This window comes from Streptomyces sp. NPDC018947, assembly GCF_044390505.1.
Classification (GTDB): Bacteria; Actinomycetota; Actinomycetes; order Streptomycetales; family Streptomycetaceae; genus Streptomyces.
Genome location: NZ_JBIRZD010000001.1, coordinates 612,040 through 628,714 on the forward strand (window position 1 = coordinate 612,040; position 16,675 = coordinate 628,714).

At 72.8% G+C, this 16,675-nt stretch carries 17 protein-coding genes; 11 read left to right on the forward strand and 6 right to left on the reverse strand.

The window, feature by feature from the left end:
* Positions 1-287: 287 nt before the first annotated feature.
* Both ctaD and ACH499_RS02810 read left to right on the forward strand, forming a co-directional pair.
* The gene (gene ctaD / locus ACH499_RS02805) at positions 288-1,949 is read left to right on the forward strand and encodes a cytochrome c oxidase subunit I (protein WP_399013807.1); all 1,662 of its coding nucleotides are present in this window, start codon (positions 288-290) and stop codon (positions 1,947-1,949) included.
* Between the two features lie 3 nt (positions 1,950-1,952).
* Entirely contained in the window at positions 1,953-2,525 is a 573-nt protein-coding gene (locus tag ACH499_RS02810) for a hypothetical protein (RefSeq protein ID WP_399013439.1), read from the forward strand.
* 57 nt (positions 2,526-2,582) lie between these two features.
* Here ACH499_RS02810 and ACH499_RS02815 read toward each other — a convergent pair whose 3' ends face one another.
* On the reverse strand, positions 2,583-3,239 hold the full coding sequence (locus ACH499_RS02815; protein ID WP_399013808.1) for a pirin family protein: 657 nt from the start codon (positions 3,237-3,239) through the stop codon (positions 2,583-2,585).
* A 62-nt stretch (positions 3,240-3,301) separates the two neighbouring features.
* Between ACH499_RS02815 and fasR the strand changes: the two genes are divergently transcribed.
* The 5 genes from fasR (at position 3,302) to ACH499_RS02840 (ending at position 8,270) form a co-directional block, all read left to right on the forward strand.
* Complete coding sequence (fasR, locus tag ACH499_RS02820; RefSeq protein ID WP_356197057.1) at positions 3,302-4,507, forward strand: fatty acid biosynthesis transcriptional regulator FasR; 1,206 nt, start codon at positions 3,302-3,304, stop codon at positions 4,505-4,507.
* An 89-nt stretch (positions 4,508-4,596) separates the two neighbouring features.
* Positions 4,597-5,511: an ACP S-malonyltransferase gene (locus tag ACH499_RS02825; protein WP_399013441.1), complete on the forward strand. Its 915-nt coding sequence runs from the start codon at positions 4,597-4,599 to the stop codon at positions 5,509-5,511.
* A gap of 16 nt (positions 5,512-5,527) precedes the next feature.
* Entirely contained in the window at positions 5,528-6,559 is a 1,032-nt protein-coding gene (locus ACH499_RS02830) for a ketoacyl-ACP synthase III (protein ID WP_399013443.1), read from the forward strand.
* A 103-nt stretch (positions 6,560-6,662) separates the two neighbouring features.
* On the forward strand, positions 6,663-6,911 hold the full coding sequence (locus tag ACH499_RS02835) for an acyl carrier protein (RefSeq protein WP_356197052.1): 249 nt from the start codon (positions 6,663-6,665) through the stop codon (positions 6,909-6,911).
* Positions 6,912-6,998: 87 nt separating this feature from the next.
* Entirely contained in the window at positions 6,999-8,270 is a 1,272-nt protein-coding gene (locus ACH499_RS02840) for a beta-ketoacyl-[acyl-carrier-protein] synthase family protein (RefSeq protein WP_356197051.1), read from the forward strand.
* A gap of 79 nt (positions 8,271-8,349) precedes the next feature.
* Here the strand turns inward: ACH499_RS02840 and ACH499_RS02845 are convergent, their stop codons facing one another.
* Positions 8,350-8,844 carry a DUF3145 domain-containing protein gene (locus tag ACH499_RS02845; RefSeq protein WP_356197048.1) on the reverse strand — a complete coding sequence of 165 codons (495 nt, stop codon included), beginning with the start codon at positions 8,842-8,844 and terminating at the stop codon, positions 8,350-8,352.
* A gap of 257 nt (positions 8,845-9,101) precedes the next feature.
* On the opposite strand from ACH499_RS02845, the gene ACH499_RS02850 reads away from it, so the two are divergent.
* Positions 9,102-9,998 (forward strand): SGNH/GDSL hydrolase family protein, encoded by an 897-nt coding sequence (locus tag ACH499_RS02850; RefSeq protein ID WP_399013446.1) that lies wholly within the window; start codon positions 9,102-9,104, stop codon positions 9,996-9,998.
* Between the two features lie 137 nt (positions 9,999-10,135).
* Here the strand turns inward: ACH499_RS02850 and ACH499_RS02855 are convergent, their stop codons facing one another.
* From ACH499_RS02855 to ACH499_RS02865, 3 genes are all read right to left on the reverse strand, one after another.
* A complete protein-coding gene (locus tag ACH499_RS02855; protein ID WP_399013448.1) occupies positions 10,136-10,984 on the reverse strand; it encodes an EI24 domain-containing protein in 849 nt (282 codons plus the stop codon).
* A gap of 112 nt (positions 10,985-11,096) precedes the next feature.
* The gene (locus ACH499_RS02860) at positions 11,097-11,516 is read right to left on the reverse strand and encodes an organic hydroperoxide resistance protein (RefSeq protein ID WP_356197043.1); all 420 of its coding nucleotides are present in this window, start codon (positions 11,514-11,516) and stop codon (positions 11,097-11,099) included.
* 106 nt (positions 11,517-11,622) lie between these two features.
* On the reverse strand, positions 11,623-12,645 hold the full coding sequence (locus ACH499_RS02865) for an NADP-dependent oxidoreductase (RefSeq protein WP_399013450.1): 1,023 nt from the start codon (positions 12,643-12,645) through the stop codon (positions 11,623-11,625).
* A gap of 111 nt (positions 12,646-12,756) precedes the next feature.
* Here ACH499_RS02865 and ACH499_RS02870 point away from each other — a divergent pair, with 111 nt between their 5' ends.
* Positions 12,757-13,197, forward strand: a complete 441-nt coding sequence (locus ACH499_RS02870; RefSeq protein WP_356197037.1) for a MarR family transcriptional regulator — start codon at positions 12,757-12,759, stop codon at positions 13,195-13,197.
* A 367-nt stretch (positions 13,198-13,564) separates the two neighbouring features.
* Here the strand turns inward: ACH499_RS02870 and ACH499_RS02875 are convergent, their stop codons facing one another.
* The gene (locus ACH499_RS02875) at positions 13,565-14,176 is read right to left on the reverse strand and encodes a hypothetical protein (RefSeq protein ID WP_399013453.1); all 612 of its coding nucleotides are present in this window, start codon (positions 14,174-14,176) and stop codon (positions 13,565-13,567) included.
* 313 nt (positions 14,177-14,489) lie between these two features.
* On the opposite strand from ACH499_RS02875, the gene ACH499_RS02880 reads away from it, so the two are divergent.
* Together ACH499_RS02880 and ACH499_RS02885 are read left to right on the forward strand one after the other, a co-directional pair.
* The gene (locus tag ACH499_RS02880) at positions 14,490-15,656 is read left to right on the forward strand and encodes a mandelate racemase/muconate lactonizing enzyme family protein (protein WP_399013455.1); all 1,167 of its coding nucleotides are present in this window, start codon (positions 14,490-14,492) and stop codon (positions 15,654-15,656) included.
* Entirely contained in the window at positions 15,653-16,666 is a 1,014-nt protein-coding gene (locus ACH499_RS02885; protein WP_399013456.1) for a zinc-binding dehydrogenase, read from the forward strand. The genes ACH499_RS02880 and ACH499_RS02885 overlap by 4 nt, the downstream gene beginning before the upstream one ends.
* Positions 16,667-16,675: the final 9 nt, after the last annotated feature.

Here is a 16,675-nt window from a genome sequence, read left to right on the forward strand (position 1 = left end):
GCACCGCCCGGACCGCCCCGCCCTCTCCTGCCCCGCGGATCAGGGCCGTTGGTCCCTGCGCCGTCCGGACCGTGGGGACTGTTCGGCCCTGCCGGGCCCCGTGTCCCGCTGACGATCATGTGGAACGGCCGGGACGTGCCGCGTCCCCTGCCGTCCACACGGCACCTCCCGGCCCGTCGGCCTGTGTCCGGTACCTGCGGACACGGGCGGAGCACGGACAGAAGGAGAGGGCACCGGCGGTGGCCGAAGGGCAGATACAAGAGGTCGGGACCGCGCGGGCGCACGCCGTGGTCCCCGGCGGGGGCGAGGCGAACGAGCCCCCCGGGCACACCGCGTCCTCGACAGCGCGCGCCTCGTGGGTGGACTGGCTGACGACCACCGACCACAAGCGGATCGGGACGCTCTACCTGATCTCGTCGTTCGTGTTCTTCGTCGTCGGCGGTGTGCTGGCGCTCGTCATGCGCGCCGAACTGGCCCGGCCGGGCATGCAGATCCTGTCGAACGAGCAGTTCAACCAGGCGTTCACGATGCACGGCTCGATCATGCTGCTGCTGTTCGCCATGCCGCTGTTCACCGGCTTCGCCAACTGGATCATGCCGCTGCAGATCGGCGCGCCGGACGTGGCGTTCCCGCGGCTGAACATGCTGGCCTTCTGGCTGTTCCTGTTCGGCTCCCTGATCGCGGCCGGCGGCTTCCTCACCCCGCAGGGCGCCGCCAGCTTCGGCTGGTTCCTGTACACCCCGCTCTCCACGGAGACCTACTCACCGGGCCTCGGCTCCGACCTGTGGATCATGGGCGTGGCGCTGTCCGGCTTCGGGTCGATCCTGGGCGCGGTCAACTTCATCACCACCATCATCTGCATGCGCGCACCGGGCATGACGATGTTCCGCATGCCGATCTTCACCTGGAACGTGCTGCTGACCGGCCTGCTCGTCCTGATGGTGTTCCCGGTCCTGGCCGCGGCCCTGTTCGCGCTGGAGATGGACCGCAGGTTCGGCAGTCACATCTTCGACGCGGCCAACGGCGGGGCGCTGCTGTGGCAGCACCTGTTCTGGTTCTTCGGCCACCCCGAGGTGTACGTCCTCGCCCTGCCGTTCTTCGGCATCATCTCCGAGGTCGTCCCGGTCTTCTCCCGCAAGCCGATGTTCGGCTACATGGGCCTGGTCGCGGCGACCATCTCGATCGCGGGCCTGTCGGTCACGGTGTGGGCGCACCACATGTACACCACGGGCGGTGTGCTGCTGCCGTTCTTCTCCTTCATGACCTTCCTGATCGGGGTCCCGACCGGGGTGAAGTTCTTCAACTGGATCGGCACCATGTGGAAGGGGTCGCTGTCCTTCGAGACGCCCATGCTGTGGGCGACGGGCTTCCTCGTCACGTTCCTCTTCGGCGGTCTGACGGGCGTCATCCTGGCCTCGCCGCCGCTCGACTTCCACCTCTCCGACTCGTACTTCGTGGTGGCGCACTTCCACTACACGCTCTTCGGCACGGTCGTGTACGCGATGTTCGCCGGATTCCACTTCTGGTGGCCGAAGTTCACGGGGAAGATGCTCGACGAGCGCCTGGGCAAGATCACTTTCTGGACGCTCACGGTGGGCTTCCACCTCACCTTCCTGGTCCAGCACTGGCTCGGCGTCGAGGGCATGCCCCGCCGCTACGCCGACTACCTGGCCGCCGACGGCTTCACCGCCCTCAACACCATCTCGTCCATCGGGTCGTTCCTGCTGGGCATGTCGTTCCTGCCGTTCTTCTACAACATCTGGAAGACGGCGAAGTACGGCAGGAAGGTCGAGGTCGACGACCCCTGGGGCTACGGCCGTTCGCTGGAGTGGGCCACCTCCTGCCCGCCCCCGCGCCACAACTTCTCGGCCCTGCCCCGCATCCGCTCCGAGTCCCCCGCGCTCGACGCGCACCGCCCGGACATGGCGGCCCTCGAGGCGGTGGACTGAGCCGTGTCCCACCCCGTCCTCGCCCTCGGAGCGGCGGCCCTGACCGCGGCCGGCTCCGCCTGGTACGTGCCGGCCCTCGCCGATCTGAGGGCCGGGGCCGACCGCCCCGCCTCCCACCGCGCCGCGGCGCTGGCCTGCCTCACCGGCTGGAGCACGGCCGCCGCCGTCGGCGTACTGCTCCTGGTGACCGAGAGCTGGTGGCCGCCCTGCGCGGCGGCCTCGGTGGGCGCCGCGGCCGCGACCGGGCTGTGGGTCCGCGCGGTTGCCCACCGCCGGCGCGGTGCCCGCGAGGCGGCCCTGCTGTGGGCCCGGTTGGGGCGGCCCGCCCCCCTCGGGCGTTCCTCTGCCGCCTTCGTCGCCGCCGTCCTCGCCGGCGGTCTGATCACGGCCACGGCCACCGCGGCCGTCCTGTGGGCCCACGGTCGCGAGGCGGCGCCGCTGTGGCTGACCGCCGCCACTCCCCTCACCCTCGTCACCCTGTCCCTCGGCCTCGCGCTCACGGCCGCCCACGGAACCGGCACGCCGGCCCGCCCCGCACGGCGGGCCGGCGGACGCCACGACGTTCCGGGACGGTGACGGCCGGCCGGTGACCGTGCTCCGGGCCGCACCGATCGCGCGGTGCGGCCCCGCGGTTCACCGCTCGCCCATCCGCCACACCAGCAGTTCCGCGTCCGTCACCCCGGTCGCCACGACGCCCCGCGCTCCCGTGATCCGTGCCGCGTCCCCCGGTCCCAGCTCCTCCCCGTCCAGGGCCACGGTGCCGCGCACGACGTGGACGTAGAGGTACGCCGCGTCCGGCAGCCCGGTCCGCTCCCCCGCCGAGGGGCGGCGTACGTGCAGCACGGCGTCCGCCCGCGGGACGGCGTAGGGGACCGAGTCGTCGAGCGCGCGGACGACCTCGTAGGACGGGTCGCCGCCGGACTCGCGCGGTGCCAGCCACATCTGCACGAAGGTCAGCGGGCCCGTGCCGTCGTTGCGTTCGACGTGGCGGACGCCCGCCGCCGCGCTGAGGCGCTGCACGTCCCCGGCGCGGACGACCGTCTCGTGGCCCGCGGTGTCCCGGTGGGTCAGCTCGCCCTCCACCACCCACGTGACGATCTCGGTGTGGCTGTGCGGGTGTTCGTCGAAGCCGGCCCCGGGTGCGAGGCGCTCCTCGTTGCAGGCGATCAGCGCCCCGAAGCGGAGGTTGCCGGGGTCGTAGTGGGGGCCGAAGGAGAAGGCGTGCCGTGTCTCGATGCCGGCCGCCCGGTCGCCCCCGGGATAGCGCTCGTCGGCGCGCCGCAGTTCCATCACGGCGTCCACCGTAGACCCGGCGACACGCCCGCCCGTCCCGATAAGGCAGTCTTGTCCCCGTGCCCGAACCCGAAACCAGCAAGCCCGAGCCCACGGCGCGCGCCGTCCACCCGCACGACGCGACCCTGAAACGGCTGGAGAGGTCGTCCGGATCGCTCGCCGCGCAGGCGATCACGCGGATGGACGAGACCCTGCCGTGGTACCGGGCGATGCCGCCGGAGAACCGTTCCTGGATCGGGCTGGTCGCCCAGGCGGGCATCGCCGCCTTCACCGAGTGGTTCCGGCACCCGGACGCCCCGCAGGCCATCTCCACCGACGTCTTCGGCACCGCGCCGCGCGAGCTGACCCGGGCGATCACGCTGCGGCAGACCGTGGAGATGGTGCGGACCACCATCGAGGTCATGGAGTCGGCCATCGACGAGGTGGCGGCCCCCGGCGACGAGTCCGTCCTGCGCGAGGCGCTGCTGGTGTACGCGCGGGAGATCGCCTTCGCCACCGCCCAGGTGTACGCCCAGGCCGCCGAGGCACGCGGTGCCTGGGACGCGCGGCTGGAGTCCCTGGTGGTGAACGCCGTGCTCAGCGGCGAGGCCGACGAGGGCGCCGTGTCCCGGGCGGCGGCGCTGGGCTGGAACTCCCCCGAGCACGTGTGCGTCGTGCTGGGCACCGCCCCCGACGGCGACTCCGAACTGACCGTGGAGGCCATCCGGCGCGCGGCCCGGCACGCCAAGCTCCAGGTGCTGACCGGGGTGCTCGGGGACCGGCTGGTGGTGATCGCGGGCGGCAGCGACAGTCCGCTGGCCGTGGCCAAGTCACTGATCGGCCCGTTCGCGCAGGGCCCGGTGGTGGCCGGCCCGGTGGTGCCGGACCTGCTCGCCGCGACCCGGTCCGCGCAGGCCGCCGCGGCCGGCCTCAAGGCGTGCACCGCCTGGCAGGACGCCCCGCGCCCGGTCCTGGCGGACGATCTGCTGCCGGAACGCGCGATCGCCTCCGACCCTTCGGCGCGCGAGCAGTTGGTGGAGGAGATCTACAGACCGCTGGAGGAGGCCGGGGCCGCGCTCCTGGAGACGCTCAGTGTCTATCTGGAGCAGGCGAGCAGCCTCGAAGGCGCCGCGCGGATGCTCTTCGTTCACCCGAACACCGTGCGCTACCGGCTTCGACGTGTGACTGACGTCACCGGCTGGTCGCCCTCTGATGTACGGTCTGCCTTCACCCTGCGGATCGCGCTCATCCTGGGGCGCCTGGCCGATGGAGATCCGCAACTCTAGGATTTTGTCGGGGGTCCACAAAACCCCCTCGTGTTCTTCGTCCTTGTCCCCACGGGCGGTCGCGGCCGTCCTCAAGAGAGAGTGTGAGAGTGCTCGTACTCGTCGCTCCCGGCCAGGGCGCCCAGACGCCCGGCTTCCTGACTGAATGGCTCGACCTCCCCGGCGCCGCCGACCGCGTCGCCGCGTGGTCCGACGCCATCGGACTCGACCTCGCCCACTACGGCACGAAGGCCGACGCGGACGAGATCCGCGACACCGCCGTCGCGCAGCCGCTGCTCGTCGCCGCCGGGCTGCTGTCGGCCGCGGCGCTCGGTGACGGCGTCGTGCCGGGCGCGGTCGCGGGCCACAGCGTCGGCGAGATCACCGCCGCCGCCTTCGCCGGCGTCCTCGACGACACCGCCGCGCTGACCCTCGTACGCCGTCGCGGCCTGGCCATGGCCGAGGCCGCCGCGGTCACCGAGACCGGCATGTCGGCGCTGCTCGGCGGCGACCCCGAGGTGAGCGTCGCGCACCTGGAGAAGCTCGGCCTGACCCCGGCGAACGTGAACGGCGCCGGCCAGATCGTGGCGGCCGGCACCATGGAGCAGCTCGCCGCGCTGAACGAGGACAAGCCCGAGGGCGTCCGCAAGGTCGTCCCGCTGAAGGTGGCCGGCGCGTTCCACACGCACCACATGGCGCCCGCGGTGGACAAGCTGGCCGAGGCCGCCGAGGCCCTCGCGCCGGCCGACCCGAAGGTGACCTACGTGTCCAACAAGGACGGCCGCGCCGTCGCCACCGGCACCGAGGTGCTGGAGCGGCTGGTCGGCCAGGTCGCCAACCCGGTCCGCTGGGACCTGTGCATGGAGACGTTCAAGGAGCTCGGCGTCACCGCGCTGATCGAGGTGTGCCCCGGCGGCACGCTGACCGGCCTGGCCAAGCGCGCGCTGCCCGGCGTGAAGACGCTGGCACTGAAGACCCCCGCCGATCTCGACGCGGCCCGCGCGCTCGTCGCCGAGCAGGCCTGACAAGGAGCCCGAGAGCATGCCGAAGATCAAGCCAAGCAAGGGCGCCCCGTACGCGCGCATCCTCGGCGTCGGCGGTTACCGTCCGACCCGGGTGGTGCCCAACGAGGTGATCCTCGAGAAGATCGACTCGTCCGACGAGTGGATCCGCTCGCGCTCCGGCATCGAGACCCGGCACTGGGCCTCCCCCGAGGAGACCGTCGCGGCGATGTCCGTCGAGGCGGCAGGCAAGGCCATCGCGGACGCCGGGATCGACGCCGCGCAGATCGGCGCCGTGGTCGTGTCGACGGTGTCGCACTTCAGCCAGACCCCGGCCATCGCCACCGAGATCGCCGACCGGCTGGGCACGCAGAAGGCCGCCGCCTTCGACATCTCGGCGGGCTGCGCGGGCTTCGGCTACGGCCTCACCCTGGCCAAGGGCATGGTCGTCGAGGGTTCCGCGGAGCACGTCCTCGTCATCGGCGTGGAGCGGCTGTCGGACCTGACCGACCTGGAGGACCGGGCCACGGCGTTCCTGTTCGGCGACGGCGCCGGCGCGGTCGTGGTCGGCCCCTCCCAGGAGCCGGCGATCGGCCCGACGGTCTGGGGCTCGGAGGGCGACAAGTCCGAGACCATCAAGCAGACGGTGCCGTGGGACCGCTTCCGGGTCGGCGACGTCTCCGAGCTGCCCCTCGACAGCGAGGGCAACGTGAAGTTTCCTGCGATCACGCAGGAGGGCCAGGCGGTGTTCCGCTGGGCCGTGTTCGAGATGGCGAAGGTCGCCCAGCAGGCGCTGGACGCGGCCGGGATCAGCCCGGACGACCTGGACGTCTTCATTCCGCACCAGGCCAACGTGCGGATCATCGACTCGATGGTGAAGACGCTCAAGCTGCCGGAGCACGTCACGGTCGCCCGTGACATCCGCACCACCGGCAACACCTCGGCCGCCTCGATCCCGCTCGCGATGGAGCGGCTCCTGGCGACCGGTGAGGCCAAGAGCGGCGACACCGCGCTCGTCATCGGCTTCGGGGCGGGTCTCGTCTACGCCGCGACGGTCGTTACTCTCCCCTAGGCACTCCGTGCCGGATCACACGGTCCGGAACGGAACCCGGCATCACCCGCCGCCGACGCGGCGGGCGCCACACCCTCTGGAACATCTACGAAGGAGCGCCGCCATGGCCGCCACTCAGGAAGAGATCGTCGCCGGTCTCGCGGAGATCGTGAACGAGATCGCCGGCATCCCGGTTGAGGACGTCCAGCTGGACAAGTCCTTCACCGACGACCTGGACGTCGACTCGCTGTCCATGGTCGAGGTCGTCGTCGCCGCCGAGGAGCGGTTCGAGGTCAAGATCCCCGACGAGGACGTCAAGAACCTCAAGACCGTCGCCGACGCGACCGACTACATCTTCAAGCACCAGAGCTGATCTCCCGATCACTGCCTCTGGGCTGACTGCCCCGCCACCCGGCGGTGGCGCCGTACGAATCCGTATCCCGTTGGAGAAAGAATTCCCGTGAGCTCGACCAATCGCACCGTGGTCGTCACCGGTATCGGCGCAACCACACCGCTGGGTGGCGACGCAGCCTCTACCTGGGAGGGCCTGGTGGCCGGCCGGTCCGGCGTCAAGCCCCTGGAGCAGGAGTGGGCCGCCGAGCAGGCGGTCCGCATCGCCGCGCCGGTCGCCGTCGACCCCTCCGAGGTCATCCCGCGGCCGCAGGCCCGCAAGCTGGACCGCTCGGCGCAGTTCGCGCTGATCGCGGCCCAGGAGGCGTGGAAGGACGCCGGCTTCACCGGCAAGGCCGGCGAGGACGGCTCCGTCGACCCCGACCGCCTCGGCGCGGTCATCGCCTCCGGCATCGGCGGCGTGACGACCCTGCTGGACCAGTACGACGTGCTCAAGGAGAAGGGCGTCCGCCGCGTCTCCCCGCACACCGTGCCCATGCTGATGCCGAACGGCCCCTCCGCCAACGTGGGTCTGGTCGTCGGCGCCCGCGCGGGCGTGCACACCCCGGTCTCCGCCTGCGCGTCGGGCGCCGAGGCCATCGGCTACGCCATCGAGATGATCCGCACCGGCCGCGCCGACGTCGTCGTCGCGGGCGGCACGGAGGCGGCGATCCACCCGCTGCCCATCGCCGCGTTCGGCAACATGATGGCGATGTCCAAGAACAACGACGACCCGCAGGGCGCCTCGCGTCCCTTCGACACGGGCCGTGACGGCTTCGTCCTCGGCGAGGGCGCGGGCGTCCTCGTCCTGGAGTCGGCCGAGCACGCCGCCGAGCGCGGTGCCCGCGTCTACGCGGAGGCGGTCGGCCAGGGCGTCTCCGCCGACAGCCACGACATCGTGCAGCCGGAGCCCGAGGGCCGCGGCATCTCCGCCGCCCTCCAGCACCTGCTGGACCGCTCCGACCTGGACCCGGCCGAGATCGTGCACGTCAACGCGCACGCCACCTCGACGCCGGCCGGTGACATCGCCGAGCTGAAGGCGCTGCGCAAGGTCTTCGGCGACGACGTGAACCACATGGCGGTCTCCGGCACCAAGTCGATGACCGGTCACCTCCTCGGTGGCGCGGGCGGCGTGGAGTCCGTCGCGACGGTGCTCGCCCTGTACCACCGGACGGCGCCGCCGACCATCAACGTCGAGAACCTCGACCCGGAGGCGGAGGCCACCGCGGACATCGTGCGCGGCGAGGCCCGGAAGCTGCCCGCCGAGGGCCGTATCGCCGCGCTGAACGACTCGTTCGGCTTCGGCGGGCACAACGTCGTCCTGGCGTTCCGGACGGTCTGAGCAGCGCTCGTACGCACGTGAGAGGGCCCCCACCGGCGGTGGGGGCCCTCTCGTTCCGCGTCCGGGGCGTGCGCGGCGTTCACACCACCTGGTGCAGCCAGCGCACCGGGGCGCCCTCCCCGGCGTACCGGAAGGGCTCCAGTTCGTCGTCCCAGGGCTTGCCGAGGAGCTTGGCGATCTCCTTCTCCAGGTCGGTCTCGCCGGCCTGGGAGCGGGTCAGCGCGGCGCGCAGCCGGTCCTCGGGGATCAGGATGTCGCCGTGGATCCCGGTGACGGCGTGGAAGATGCCGAGGTCGGGGGTGCAGCTGTAGCGCTCGCCCTCGGCGCCGGCGCACGGCTCTGCGGTGACCTCAAAGCGCAGCATCTGCCAGCCGCGCAGCGCGGAGGCGAGTTTGGAGGCGATGCCCGCCTGGCCCTGCCAGGAGAACTCCGAGCGCCAGGTGCCGGGTGCGGCGGGCTGCCGGATCCAGTCGAGGGCGACGCGTGTGCCGAGCACCCCGGCGACGGCCCACTCGACGTGCGGGCAGAGCGCGCGCGGCGCGGAGTGCACGTACAGAACTCCACGTGTCGTCACCGGAACCTCCGGGCTGAGCGGGACATCTCGGAACGGGTGGAACGGCCGTGACCGGGCGGGCCACATGAGGGCGAGGCTACCGTGCGACGGCGCAAGGAGTGTGACGTACCGTCGGTCCCGGTGCCGGGAAACCCCCGCTATTCACCCGGCAGGACGCTTGTGCGGGTGTGAGCCGTCGCATCGCCGCGTGCGGGAACCCTCGGCGGGGTGTCATGGGTTGTGCACGGTGGAGGCACGAGGCGAGGGACGGGGAGCGTATGCGGCAGGGGACGGAGCGGGGCGTACGGAACCGACGGCACCGTGCGCGTGCCGGGCTCGCCGTCCTGGCCGCGGCCGTGCTGGGCGCCGCCGGCTGCGACGCCGCCGGCCCGCCGGAGGCCGCGCGGCCGTCCCCGAAGCCCACGCCGGTGTGGGACACGAGCCCGGCGTCGATCGCGGCGGTGGGCGACTCCATCACCCGGGGCTTCGACGCCTGCACGATCCTGTCGGACTGCCCCGAGGTGTCGTGGGCGACGGGCAGCAGTGCCGAGGTCGACAGCCTGGCCGTACGGCTGCTGGGCGAGGCGCGGGCCCCCGGGCGGAGCTGGAACTACGCGGTCACCGGGGCCCGGATGGCGGATCTGCCGGCGCAGATGACGCGGGCGGCGGCGCACCGGCCCGAGCTGGTGACGGTGATGGCCGGCGCGAACGACGCGTGCCGGACCTCGGCCGACGCGATGACCCCGGTGGCGGACTTCCGGGCCCAGTTCGAGGAGGCGATGCGCACCCTGCGCGCCAAGGCGCCCGAGGCGCAGGTGTTCGTGGCGAGCATCCCGGACCTCAAGCGGCTGTGGTCCGAGGGCCGTGCCGACCCGCTGGGCAAGCAGGTGTGGAAGCTGGGCGTCTGCCCGTCCATGCTGGGCGACGCGGACGCCGTGGACGCGGCGGCGACGCTGCGGCGCAACACGGTGGACGACCGGATCCGGGCGTACAACGAGGTGCTGCGGGACGTCTGCGTGAAGGACCGCAAGTGCCGCACCGACGGCGGCGCGGTGCACGCGTTCCGGTTCGGGACCGAACAGTTGAGCCACTGGGACTGGTTCCACCCGAGTGTGGACGGGCAGGCGCGGCTGGCCGAGATCGCGTACCGCGCCGTGACCGCGCGGACCGGGTGAGCCCCGGCCCGGCCGTCAGGTCCCGGGCCGGGGCTGTCCGCGGGGGACGCCGTGACCGTCCCGGGTCCCGACGGTAACCGTCATGCCGCCGCGGCGGTCGGCGTACGGCGCGCGGGGCCGCGTTCCGTACGAACCCTTCACACACGCACCGCGTCCCGCCCGCGGGGCGTCAGTGGGCGGGGGCGGGACCGCCGCCGGCCGCCGGGGCGGCGCCGGCCGGGGCCTGCCCGCCCCTCGCGGATCTCCTCGCCCAGCAGTTCGCGGGCGAGGAGGGTGGCGCCCGCGACGGCACCCGGCATCAGGAACACCGCGACGAACGGCACCAGGAAGGCGACGCCCAGCGGGGTGCCGAAGCCCCAGGCCAGCATCTTGCGGGAGCGGAGCAGGGTGAGGCGGTCGCGCAGGGGGACGCCGCGGCGCTGGAGGGCGACGGCGGTCAGCTCCTCGGTGAGGAAGAAGCCGGTGACGAAGAAGCCGATCACCGGGACGACGGTCTGGCCGACGACCGGGACGAAGCCGAGCGCGAAGAGCAGTACGCCCCACACGGCGGCGCGCACCACGATGCGGAGGCTGTCGCGGCCGGAGATCCACAGTTCGCGCCAGAGCGGCAGCTGCGACTCGGGCGCGGTGCCGTCCGGGGAGACGTCCCGGTCGACGCGCTCGGAGAGGCTCTCGTAGAAGGGCTGCCCGACGAGCAGCGTGACCGCGGTGAAGGTGAGGACGGCCAGCAGCAGGGTGAGGGCGAACAGGACGGCGGTGAGGAAGCCGCGGAAGAGGCCGGCCCAGGGGCTCGACCAGTCGTCGGCGAAGGGGGTCGCCCAGGCGACGAAGTCGTCGCCCCACAGCGCCAGCGCGACCAGCACCCCCGCGTACAGGACCAGGGTGATCAGGCCCGGGACGAGCCCGAAGCCGTAACTCTTGCCGTGCCGGGCCACCCAGCGCTGGCCCTTCAGGAGATGGCCGAATCCCGCCCCAAGATCACGCATGGGCGGAACTCTACCGGGCCGCCGCGGGCCGCAGGGCCCGACTGTCGCGGGCATACGGTGAAGGCCGCACCCCGTTCGCGGGGTGCGGCCTTCACCGTGCGTGAGGGGCCCGTCAGACGAGCGTCACGGTGATGTTGCCCCGGGTCGCCTTCGAGTACGGGCACACCTGGTGGGCCTTCTCCACCAGGGACCGCGCGGTGTCGGCGTCCACGGCGGGGATCTCGGCGGAGATCTCCACGATGATGCCGAAGCCGTCGTCGTTCTTGCCGATGCCGACCTTGGCGGTGACGGTCGAACCGGAGACGTCGGCGCCCTCCTGGCGGGCGACGACGGCGAGCGCGCCCTGGAAGCAGGCGCTGTAGCCGGCGGCGAAGAGCTGCTCCGGGTTGGTGCCGGCGCCGCTGCCGCCCATCTCCTTGGGCGGGTTCACGACCACGTCGAGCTTGCCGTCGTCGGTGGCGACGCGGCCGTCGCGGCCGTTCTCGGCGGTGGCGACGGCGGTGTAGAGGACATCGGACTGCTGGATGGGCATGGGGTTGTCTTCCTCCTCGGTCCGTCGTGACTCGCGCCCACGATCACGACGAATTTCGGAATGACGCTACCGCATGGCGGAAATCCAGTGAAGGTCCGTCCTCGCCTCAGAGCTTGACGATCATCTTTCCGGTGTTGTCGCCGCGCAGGACGCCGAGGAAGGCCTCGAGGGTGTTGTCGATTCCCTCGACGACGGTCTCGCGGTACTTCAGCTCGCCGGAGCGGACCCAGGCGCCGACCTCCTGGACGAACTGCGGCTGGAGGTCGTAGTGGTCGCCGACGAGGAAGCCCTCGATGCGGCCGCGGGTCTGGATGAGGCGGGCGAGGTTGCGGGGGCCGGGGGCGGGCTCGGTGTTGTTGTAGACCGAGATCATGCCGCAGACGGCGATGCGGCCGTCCCGGTTGAGGGAGCCGATCGCGGCCTCCAGGTGGTCGCCGCCCACGTTGTCGAAGTAGACGTCGATGCCGTCGCGGGCGGCGGCACGGAGCTGCTCGCCCACCGGGCCCGCCTTGTAGTTGAAGGCGGCGTCGAAGCCGTACTCGTCCACGAGCAGCTTGACCTTCTCGTCGGACCCGGCCGAGCCGATCACCCGCGAGGCACCCTTGAGCCTGGCGATCTGGCCGACCTGGCTGCCGACGGCACCGGCGGCGCCGGAGACGAACACCGCGTCGCCCTCCTTGAAGGAGGCGGTGCGCAGCAGGCCCGCGTAGGCGGTCAGGCCGGTCATGCCGAGCACGCCCAGGTACGTCGACAGCGGCGCCGCCTGCGGGTCCACCTTGACGGCGTTCTTCGCGTCGACGGCGGCGTACTCGCGCCAGCCGAAGAAGTGCAGGACGTGGTCGCCGACGGCGATGCCCTCGGCGTCGGAGGCGACGACCTCGCCGACCGCTCCGCCCTGCATGACCTTGCCGAGCTCGAAGGGGGCGACGTAGGACTTGGCCGCGCTCATGCGGCCGCGCATGTACGGGTCGACGGAGAGGAACAGGTTGCGCACCAGCACCTGCCCCTCGCCCGGCGTGGGGACCTCCGCCTCGACGAGGGCGAAGTCCTCGGGCCGGGGCCAGCCGACCGGACGGCTGAGCAGGTGCCATTCGCGGTTGACGGCGGGGAGAGCGGGGGAGTCGGCCATGAGGCACCTTCCAGGGGATGCGATGCGGGGGGTCGGGTGGTGTTTCAGTACCTGAAACAACCATGCGACTGAATATTTCAGGTTGTCAAACACATGGGTACCCTGGATTCCATGGCCGCACCTCGTGACACTCCCCGCCGACCCGACGCCCTGACCCTGGAAGTCGTCGAGCTGATCGGCGAGGTCGTGGCGCGCTTCCACGCCGACTACGAGGAGGCCGCGGCCGAGCGGGCCCTCACCGGGGCGCAGGCCAAGCTGCTGAGCCTGCTGTCGCTGGAGCCGCTGCCGATGCGCAAGCTCGCGCAGAAGCTGAAGTGCGAGCCGTCGAACGTCACCGGGATCGTGGACCGGCTGGAGGCGCGGGGGCTGGTCGAGCGGCGGCCGGATCCGGGCGACCGGCGGGTGAAGGTGGCCGCAGCGACGGAGGAGGGACGGCGGGTGGCCCGGGGGCTGCGGGAGTCGCTGAGGTTCGCGCGGGAGCCGCTCGCGGGCCTCGCGGAGGCGGAGCGGATCGCCCTGCGGGACGCGCTGCGGCGGATGCTCGGGGAGTGAGCGCGGGGCGGCTCCCGCGGGGCGGGGTCCGCGCCCCGGCGCCGGCGGGGTGCCGCTCCCGGCGGGGGCGTGCCGTCCGGATCGGGCCGGCCGTGAGGCGCGGAGACTCTCGGGCGGGGCCGGGCGGGGGCGGTGCGTGCCGCCGGACGGCGCGGGAGGGTGTCGAGCGGCGGGGGCGTGCCGTCCGGATCGGGCCGGCCGTGAGGCGCGGAGCCTCTCGGGCGGGGGCGGTGCGTGCCGCCGGACGGCGCGGGAGGGAGTCGACGCGGAGCGTCGGTGAGGGACGACGCAGGGCGCCCGCCGGGCCCCGCGTCGCGCGTGATCCGAACGACAGGCCCTGCGGCGGCGTGGTCCGTACGAGGCCGCCCTAGGCGCACCACCACAGGAAGCGGTCGCAGGTTTCGCTCGGGGTCGGGTCCGGTGGCGGCGTCGGGGTGGCGGGCGGGGTGCGGGGGTCGCTCGACGAGGGGTTCGCGGGCGGCGTCGCCGTCCCGTCCGGCGGCGGGGACGAGGGGGCGGTGGGCCGTGCCGTGCCCGCCTGACGCGGTGACGCGGACGGGGAGGCCGACGCCGATGCCGACGCCGTGGCGGAGACGGAGGCGGAGGGCCCGGGTGACGGGCCGTCCGAGGGTGCGGCCGCGCCCGGAGCGCCGGTGGCCGGTGCGGCCGGCGCGTCTCCCGGCTCCCCCGCCTCCCGCGTCGCCCCGCCGTCCGCCGTCTCCTCCCCGGCGGCGGACGGCCGCGGTGCGGACTCCGGCGCCTCGGCGCCGAGTTCGGCGACGCCGAGACCGCCGGCCGCCAGGACGAGGCCCGCGGTGACGAGCAGGGTCCGGCGGCGGCGACGGCGGTGAGCGGCGGCCTTGCGGTCGCGTCGGCTCGCCCTGCCGCCGGGGTCCGCCGGCCGGGCGCCCTCGGCGGCGCGGTCCGGGACGCCGGGTCCGTCGACGACCGGCGGTCCGTCTTCCGGACGTTCCGTCACATACGTCCGCGGCGAGGAATGTCGCCGGACAGGAGTGCCGCAGCCCGGGCAGGCGAGGGCGCCGTTGAGGTGCCGTCGGCACGGGTGGCAGTAGTCCATGACGCGGGAAGGTTAAGTTCCGTGACAGCCGTGTTCCTAGGTCCGCCTGTGAAGGTTGTGTGGGGAAGCGGCCGCGCCGTGTCGCCCATGCCGCCGAACCCGCCGAAACCCTTCTGTGTCCGACCCATTGACACTCCCACCACCTCCTCCATTACTGTCACGCCACTATTTCGAACGAGTGCCGAAATCTCGAACAAAGCGAGGGGCAGCCGCCGTGCGCATCACCGGAATCAGCACACACGTGGTCGGGACGCCGTGGCGCAATCTGACGTACGTCCAGGTGCACACCGACGAGGGCCTCACCGGAGTCGGCGAGACCCGGATGCTGGGCCGCACCGACGCCCTCCTCGGCTATCTGAAGGAGGCCGAGGCGAACCACGTCCTCGGTTCCGATCCGTTCGCCGTCGAGGACCTGGTGCGCCGCATGAAGTACGGCGACTACGGCCGCGCGGGCGAGATCGTGATGTCCGGCATCGCCGTGGTCGAGATGGCGTGCTGGGACATCAAGGGCAAGGCGCTCGGCGTCCCCGTGTGGCAGCTCCTCGGGGGCAGGGTCACCGACCGGGTGAAGGCGTACGCCAACGGCTGGTACACCACCGAGCGGACCCCGGAGGCGTACCACAAGGCCGCGCAGGGGGTGATGGAGCGCGGTTACCGGGCGCTGAAGATCGACCCGTTCGGCACCGGCCACTTCGAGCTGGACCACGAGCAGACCCTGTACGCCGTGTCGCTGATCGAGGCCGTGCGCGACGCCATCGGCCCCGAGGCCGAACTGATGCTGGAGATGCACGGCCGCTTCTCCCCCGCCACCGCCGTGCGGCTCGCCAGGGAGATGGCGCCCTTCCGGCCGGCCTGGCTGGAGGAGCCGGTGCCGCCGGAGAACCTGAAGGCGCTGCGGAAGGTCGCCGAGAAGGTGGACCTGCCCGTCGCCACCGGTGAGCGCGTCCACGACCGGATCGAGTTCCGCGAGCTGTTCGAGGACCAGTCGGCGGACATCATCCAGCCGGACGTCGGTCATATCGGCGGCATCTGGGAGACCCGGAAGCTGGCCGCGACCGCCGAGACGCACTGCATGCTCGTCGCCCCGCACAACGTGGGCGGATCCGTCCTCACCGCCGCCTCGCTCCAAGTCGGCTTCACGAGCCCCAACTTCAAGATCCTGGAGCACTTCAACGACTTCGCCGACGCGGAGATCAAGAAGGTGGTGAAGGGCGCCCCCCGGGTGGACCCGGAGGACGGCTGCTTCCACCTGTCCGACACGCCCGGCCTCGGCGTCGAGCTGGACACCGACGCGGCGGCCGAATTCCCCCAGCAGCAGGCCCGGTTCGACCTGTGGGCCGAGGGCTGGGAGCAGCGCCGGCCGAAGGGGGCCGGGGAATGACCGGCGCGGTCGTCGTCGACGCGCCGGGCCGGCACCGGATCGTGCCGCACGTGCCGCGCGAGCCCGGTCCGGGCGAGGCCCTGGTACGGGTGCACGCGGCCGGGATCTGCGGGAGCGACCGCGAGGTCTACCAGGGCAACCGGCCCGAGGGGTACGTGCGTTACCCGCTCACCCCGGGCCACGAGTGGTCCGGGACCGTCGAGGCGGCCGGCGCCGGGGTGTCCGGGGCCCTGGTGGGACGCAAGGTGGTCGGCGAGGGGTTCCGCAACTGCCAGGTGTGCGACCGCTGCCACGAGAGCGAGACCACGCTGTGCGGCGCCGGGTACGAGGAGACCGGCTTCACGCAGCCGGGCGCGATGGCCCCCACGCTGACCCTGCCCGCCCGCCTCCTGCACGTGCTGCCCGACGACGCCGACCTGACTGCCGCCGCCCTGCTGGAGCCCGCCGCCTGCGTCGCCGCCGCCGCGCTCAAGGCGAACCCCCGCCCCGGCGAGCGGGTGGCGGTCGTCGGCACCGGCACGCTCGGCATGTTCGCCGTGCAGTTCCTGCGCGCCGCCTGCCCGGCGGAGCTGCTGGTCGTCGGCACGCGCGACGACCGCCGGGCGCTGAGCGAGCGGTTCGGCGCGACCCGCTTCGGCACCAAGGACGCCCTGGAGCCGGAGCTGCCCGGCACCTTCGACGTCGTCGTCGAGACCGCCGGGTCGGCCGACGCGGCCCGCACCTCCGCCGCGCTGCTCAGACGCGGGGGCCGGCTGGTGCTGACGGGCATCCCGGCGCCGGGCGCCGACGGTCTCGACCCCACCGACCTGGTCGTACGGCAGCTCGAGGTGCACACCGTCTTCGGGGCTCCGCCGGCCGCCTGGGCGCACACCGTGCGGGTCTTCGCCGCCGGACTGCTCGACCCGCTGCCCCTGGTGACGCACGAGATGCCGCTCGCCGACTTCGCGCGGGCCGTCGAACTGGCCGGGGCCGGCGACCCGGCCGTCGGCAAGGTGCTGCTGCGCCCCTGAAACCGTTCG

What these genes read in the sequence shown, in the direction of transcription:
- ACH499_RS02815 (WP_399013808.1), bottom strand. Translation starts at nt 3,239, where the DNA reads ATGGAACTGCGGCGCGCCGACGAGCGCTATCCCGGGGGCGACCGGGCG.
- ACH499_RS02830 (WP_399013443.1), top strand. Translation starts at nt 5,528, where the DNA reads ATGCCGAAGATCAAGCCAAGCAAGGGCGCCCCGTACGCGCGCATCCTC.
- ACH499_RS02835 (WP_356197052.1), top strand. Translation starts at nt 6,663, where the DNA reads ATGGCCGCCACTCAGGAAGAGATCGTCGCCGGTCTCGCGGAGATCGTG.
- ACH499_RS02850 (WP_399013446.1), top strand. Translation starts at nt 9,102, where the DNA reads ATGCGGCAGGGGACGGAGCGGGGCGTACGGAACCGACGGCACCGTGCG.
- ACH499_RS02855 (WP_399013448.1), bottom strand. Translation starts at nt 10,984, where the DNA reads ATGCGTGATCTTGGGGCGGGATTCGGCCATCTCCTGAAGGGCCAGCGC.
- ACH499_RS02860 (WP_356197043.1), bottom strand. Translation starts at nt 11,516, where the DNA reads ATGCCCATCCAGCAGTCCGATGTCCTCTACACCGCCGTCGCCACCGCC.
- ACH499_RS02865 (WP_399013450.1), bottom strand. Translation starts at nt 12,645, where the DNA reads ATGGCCGACTCCCCCGCTCTCCCCGCCGTCAACCGCGAATGGCACCTG.
- ACH499_RS02870 (WP_356197037.1), top strand. Translation starts at nt 12,757, where the DNA reads ATGGCCGCACCTCGTGACACTCCCCGCCGACCCGACGCCCTGACCCTG.
- ACH499_RS02885 (WP_399013456.1), top strand. Translation starts at nt 15,653, where the DNA reads ATGACCGGCGCGGTCGTCGTCGACGCGCCGGGCCGGCACCGGATCGTG.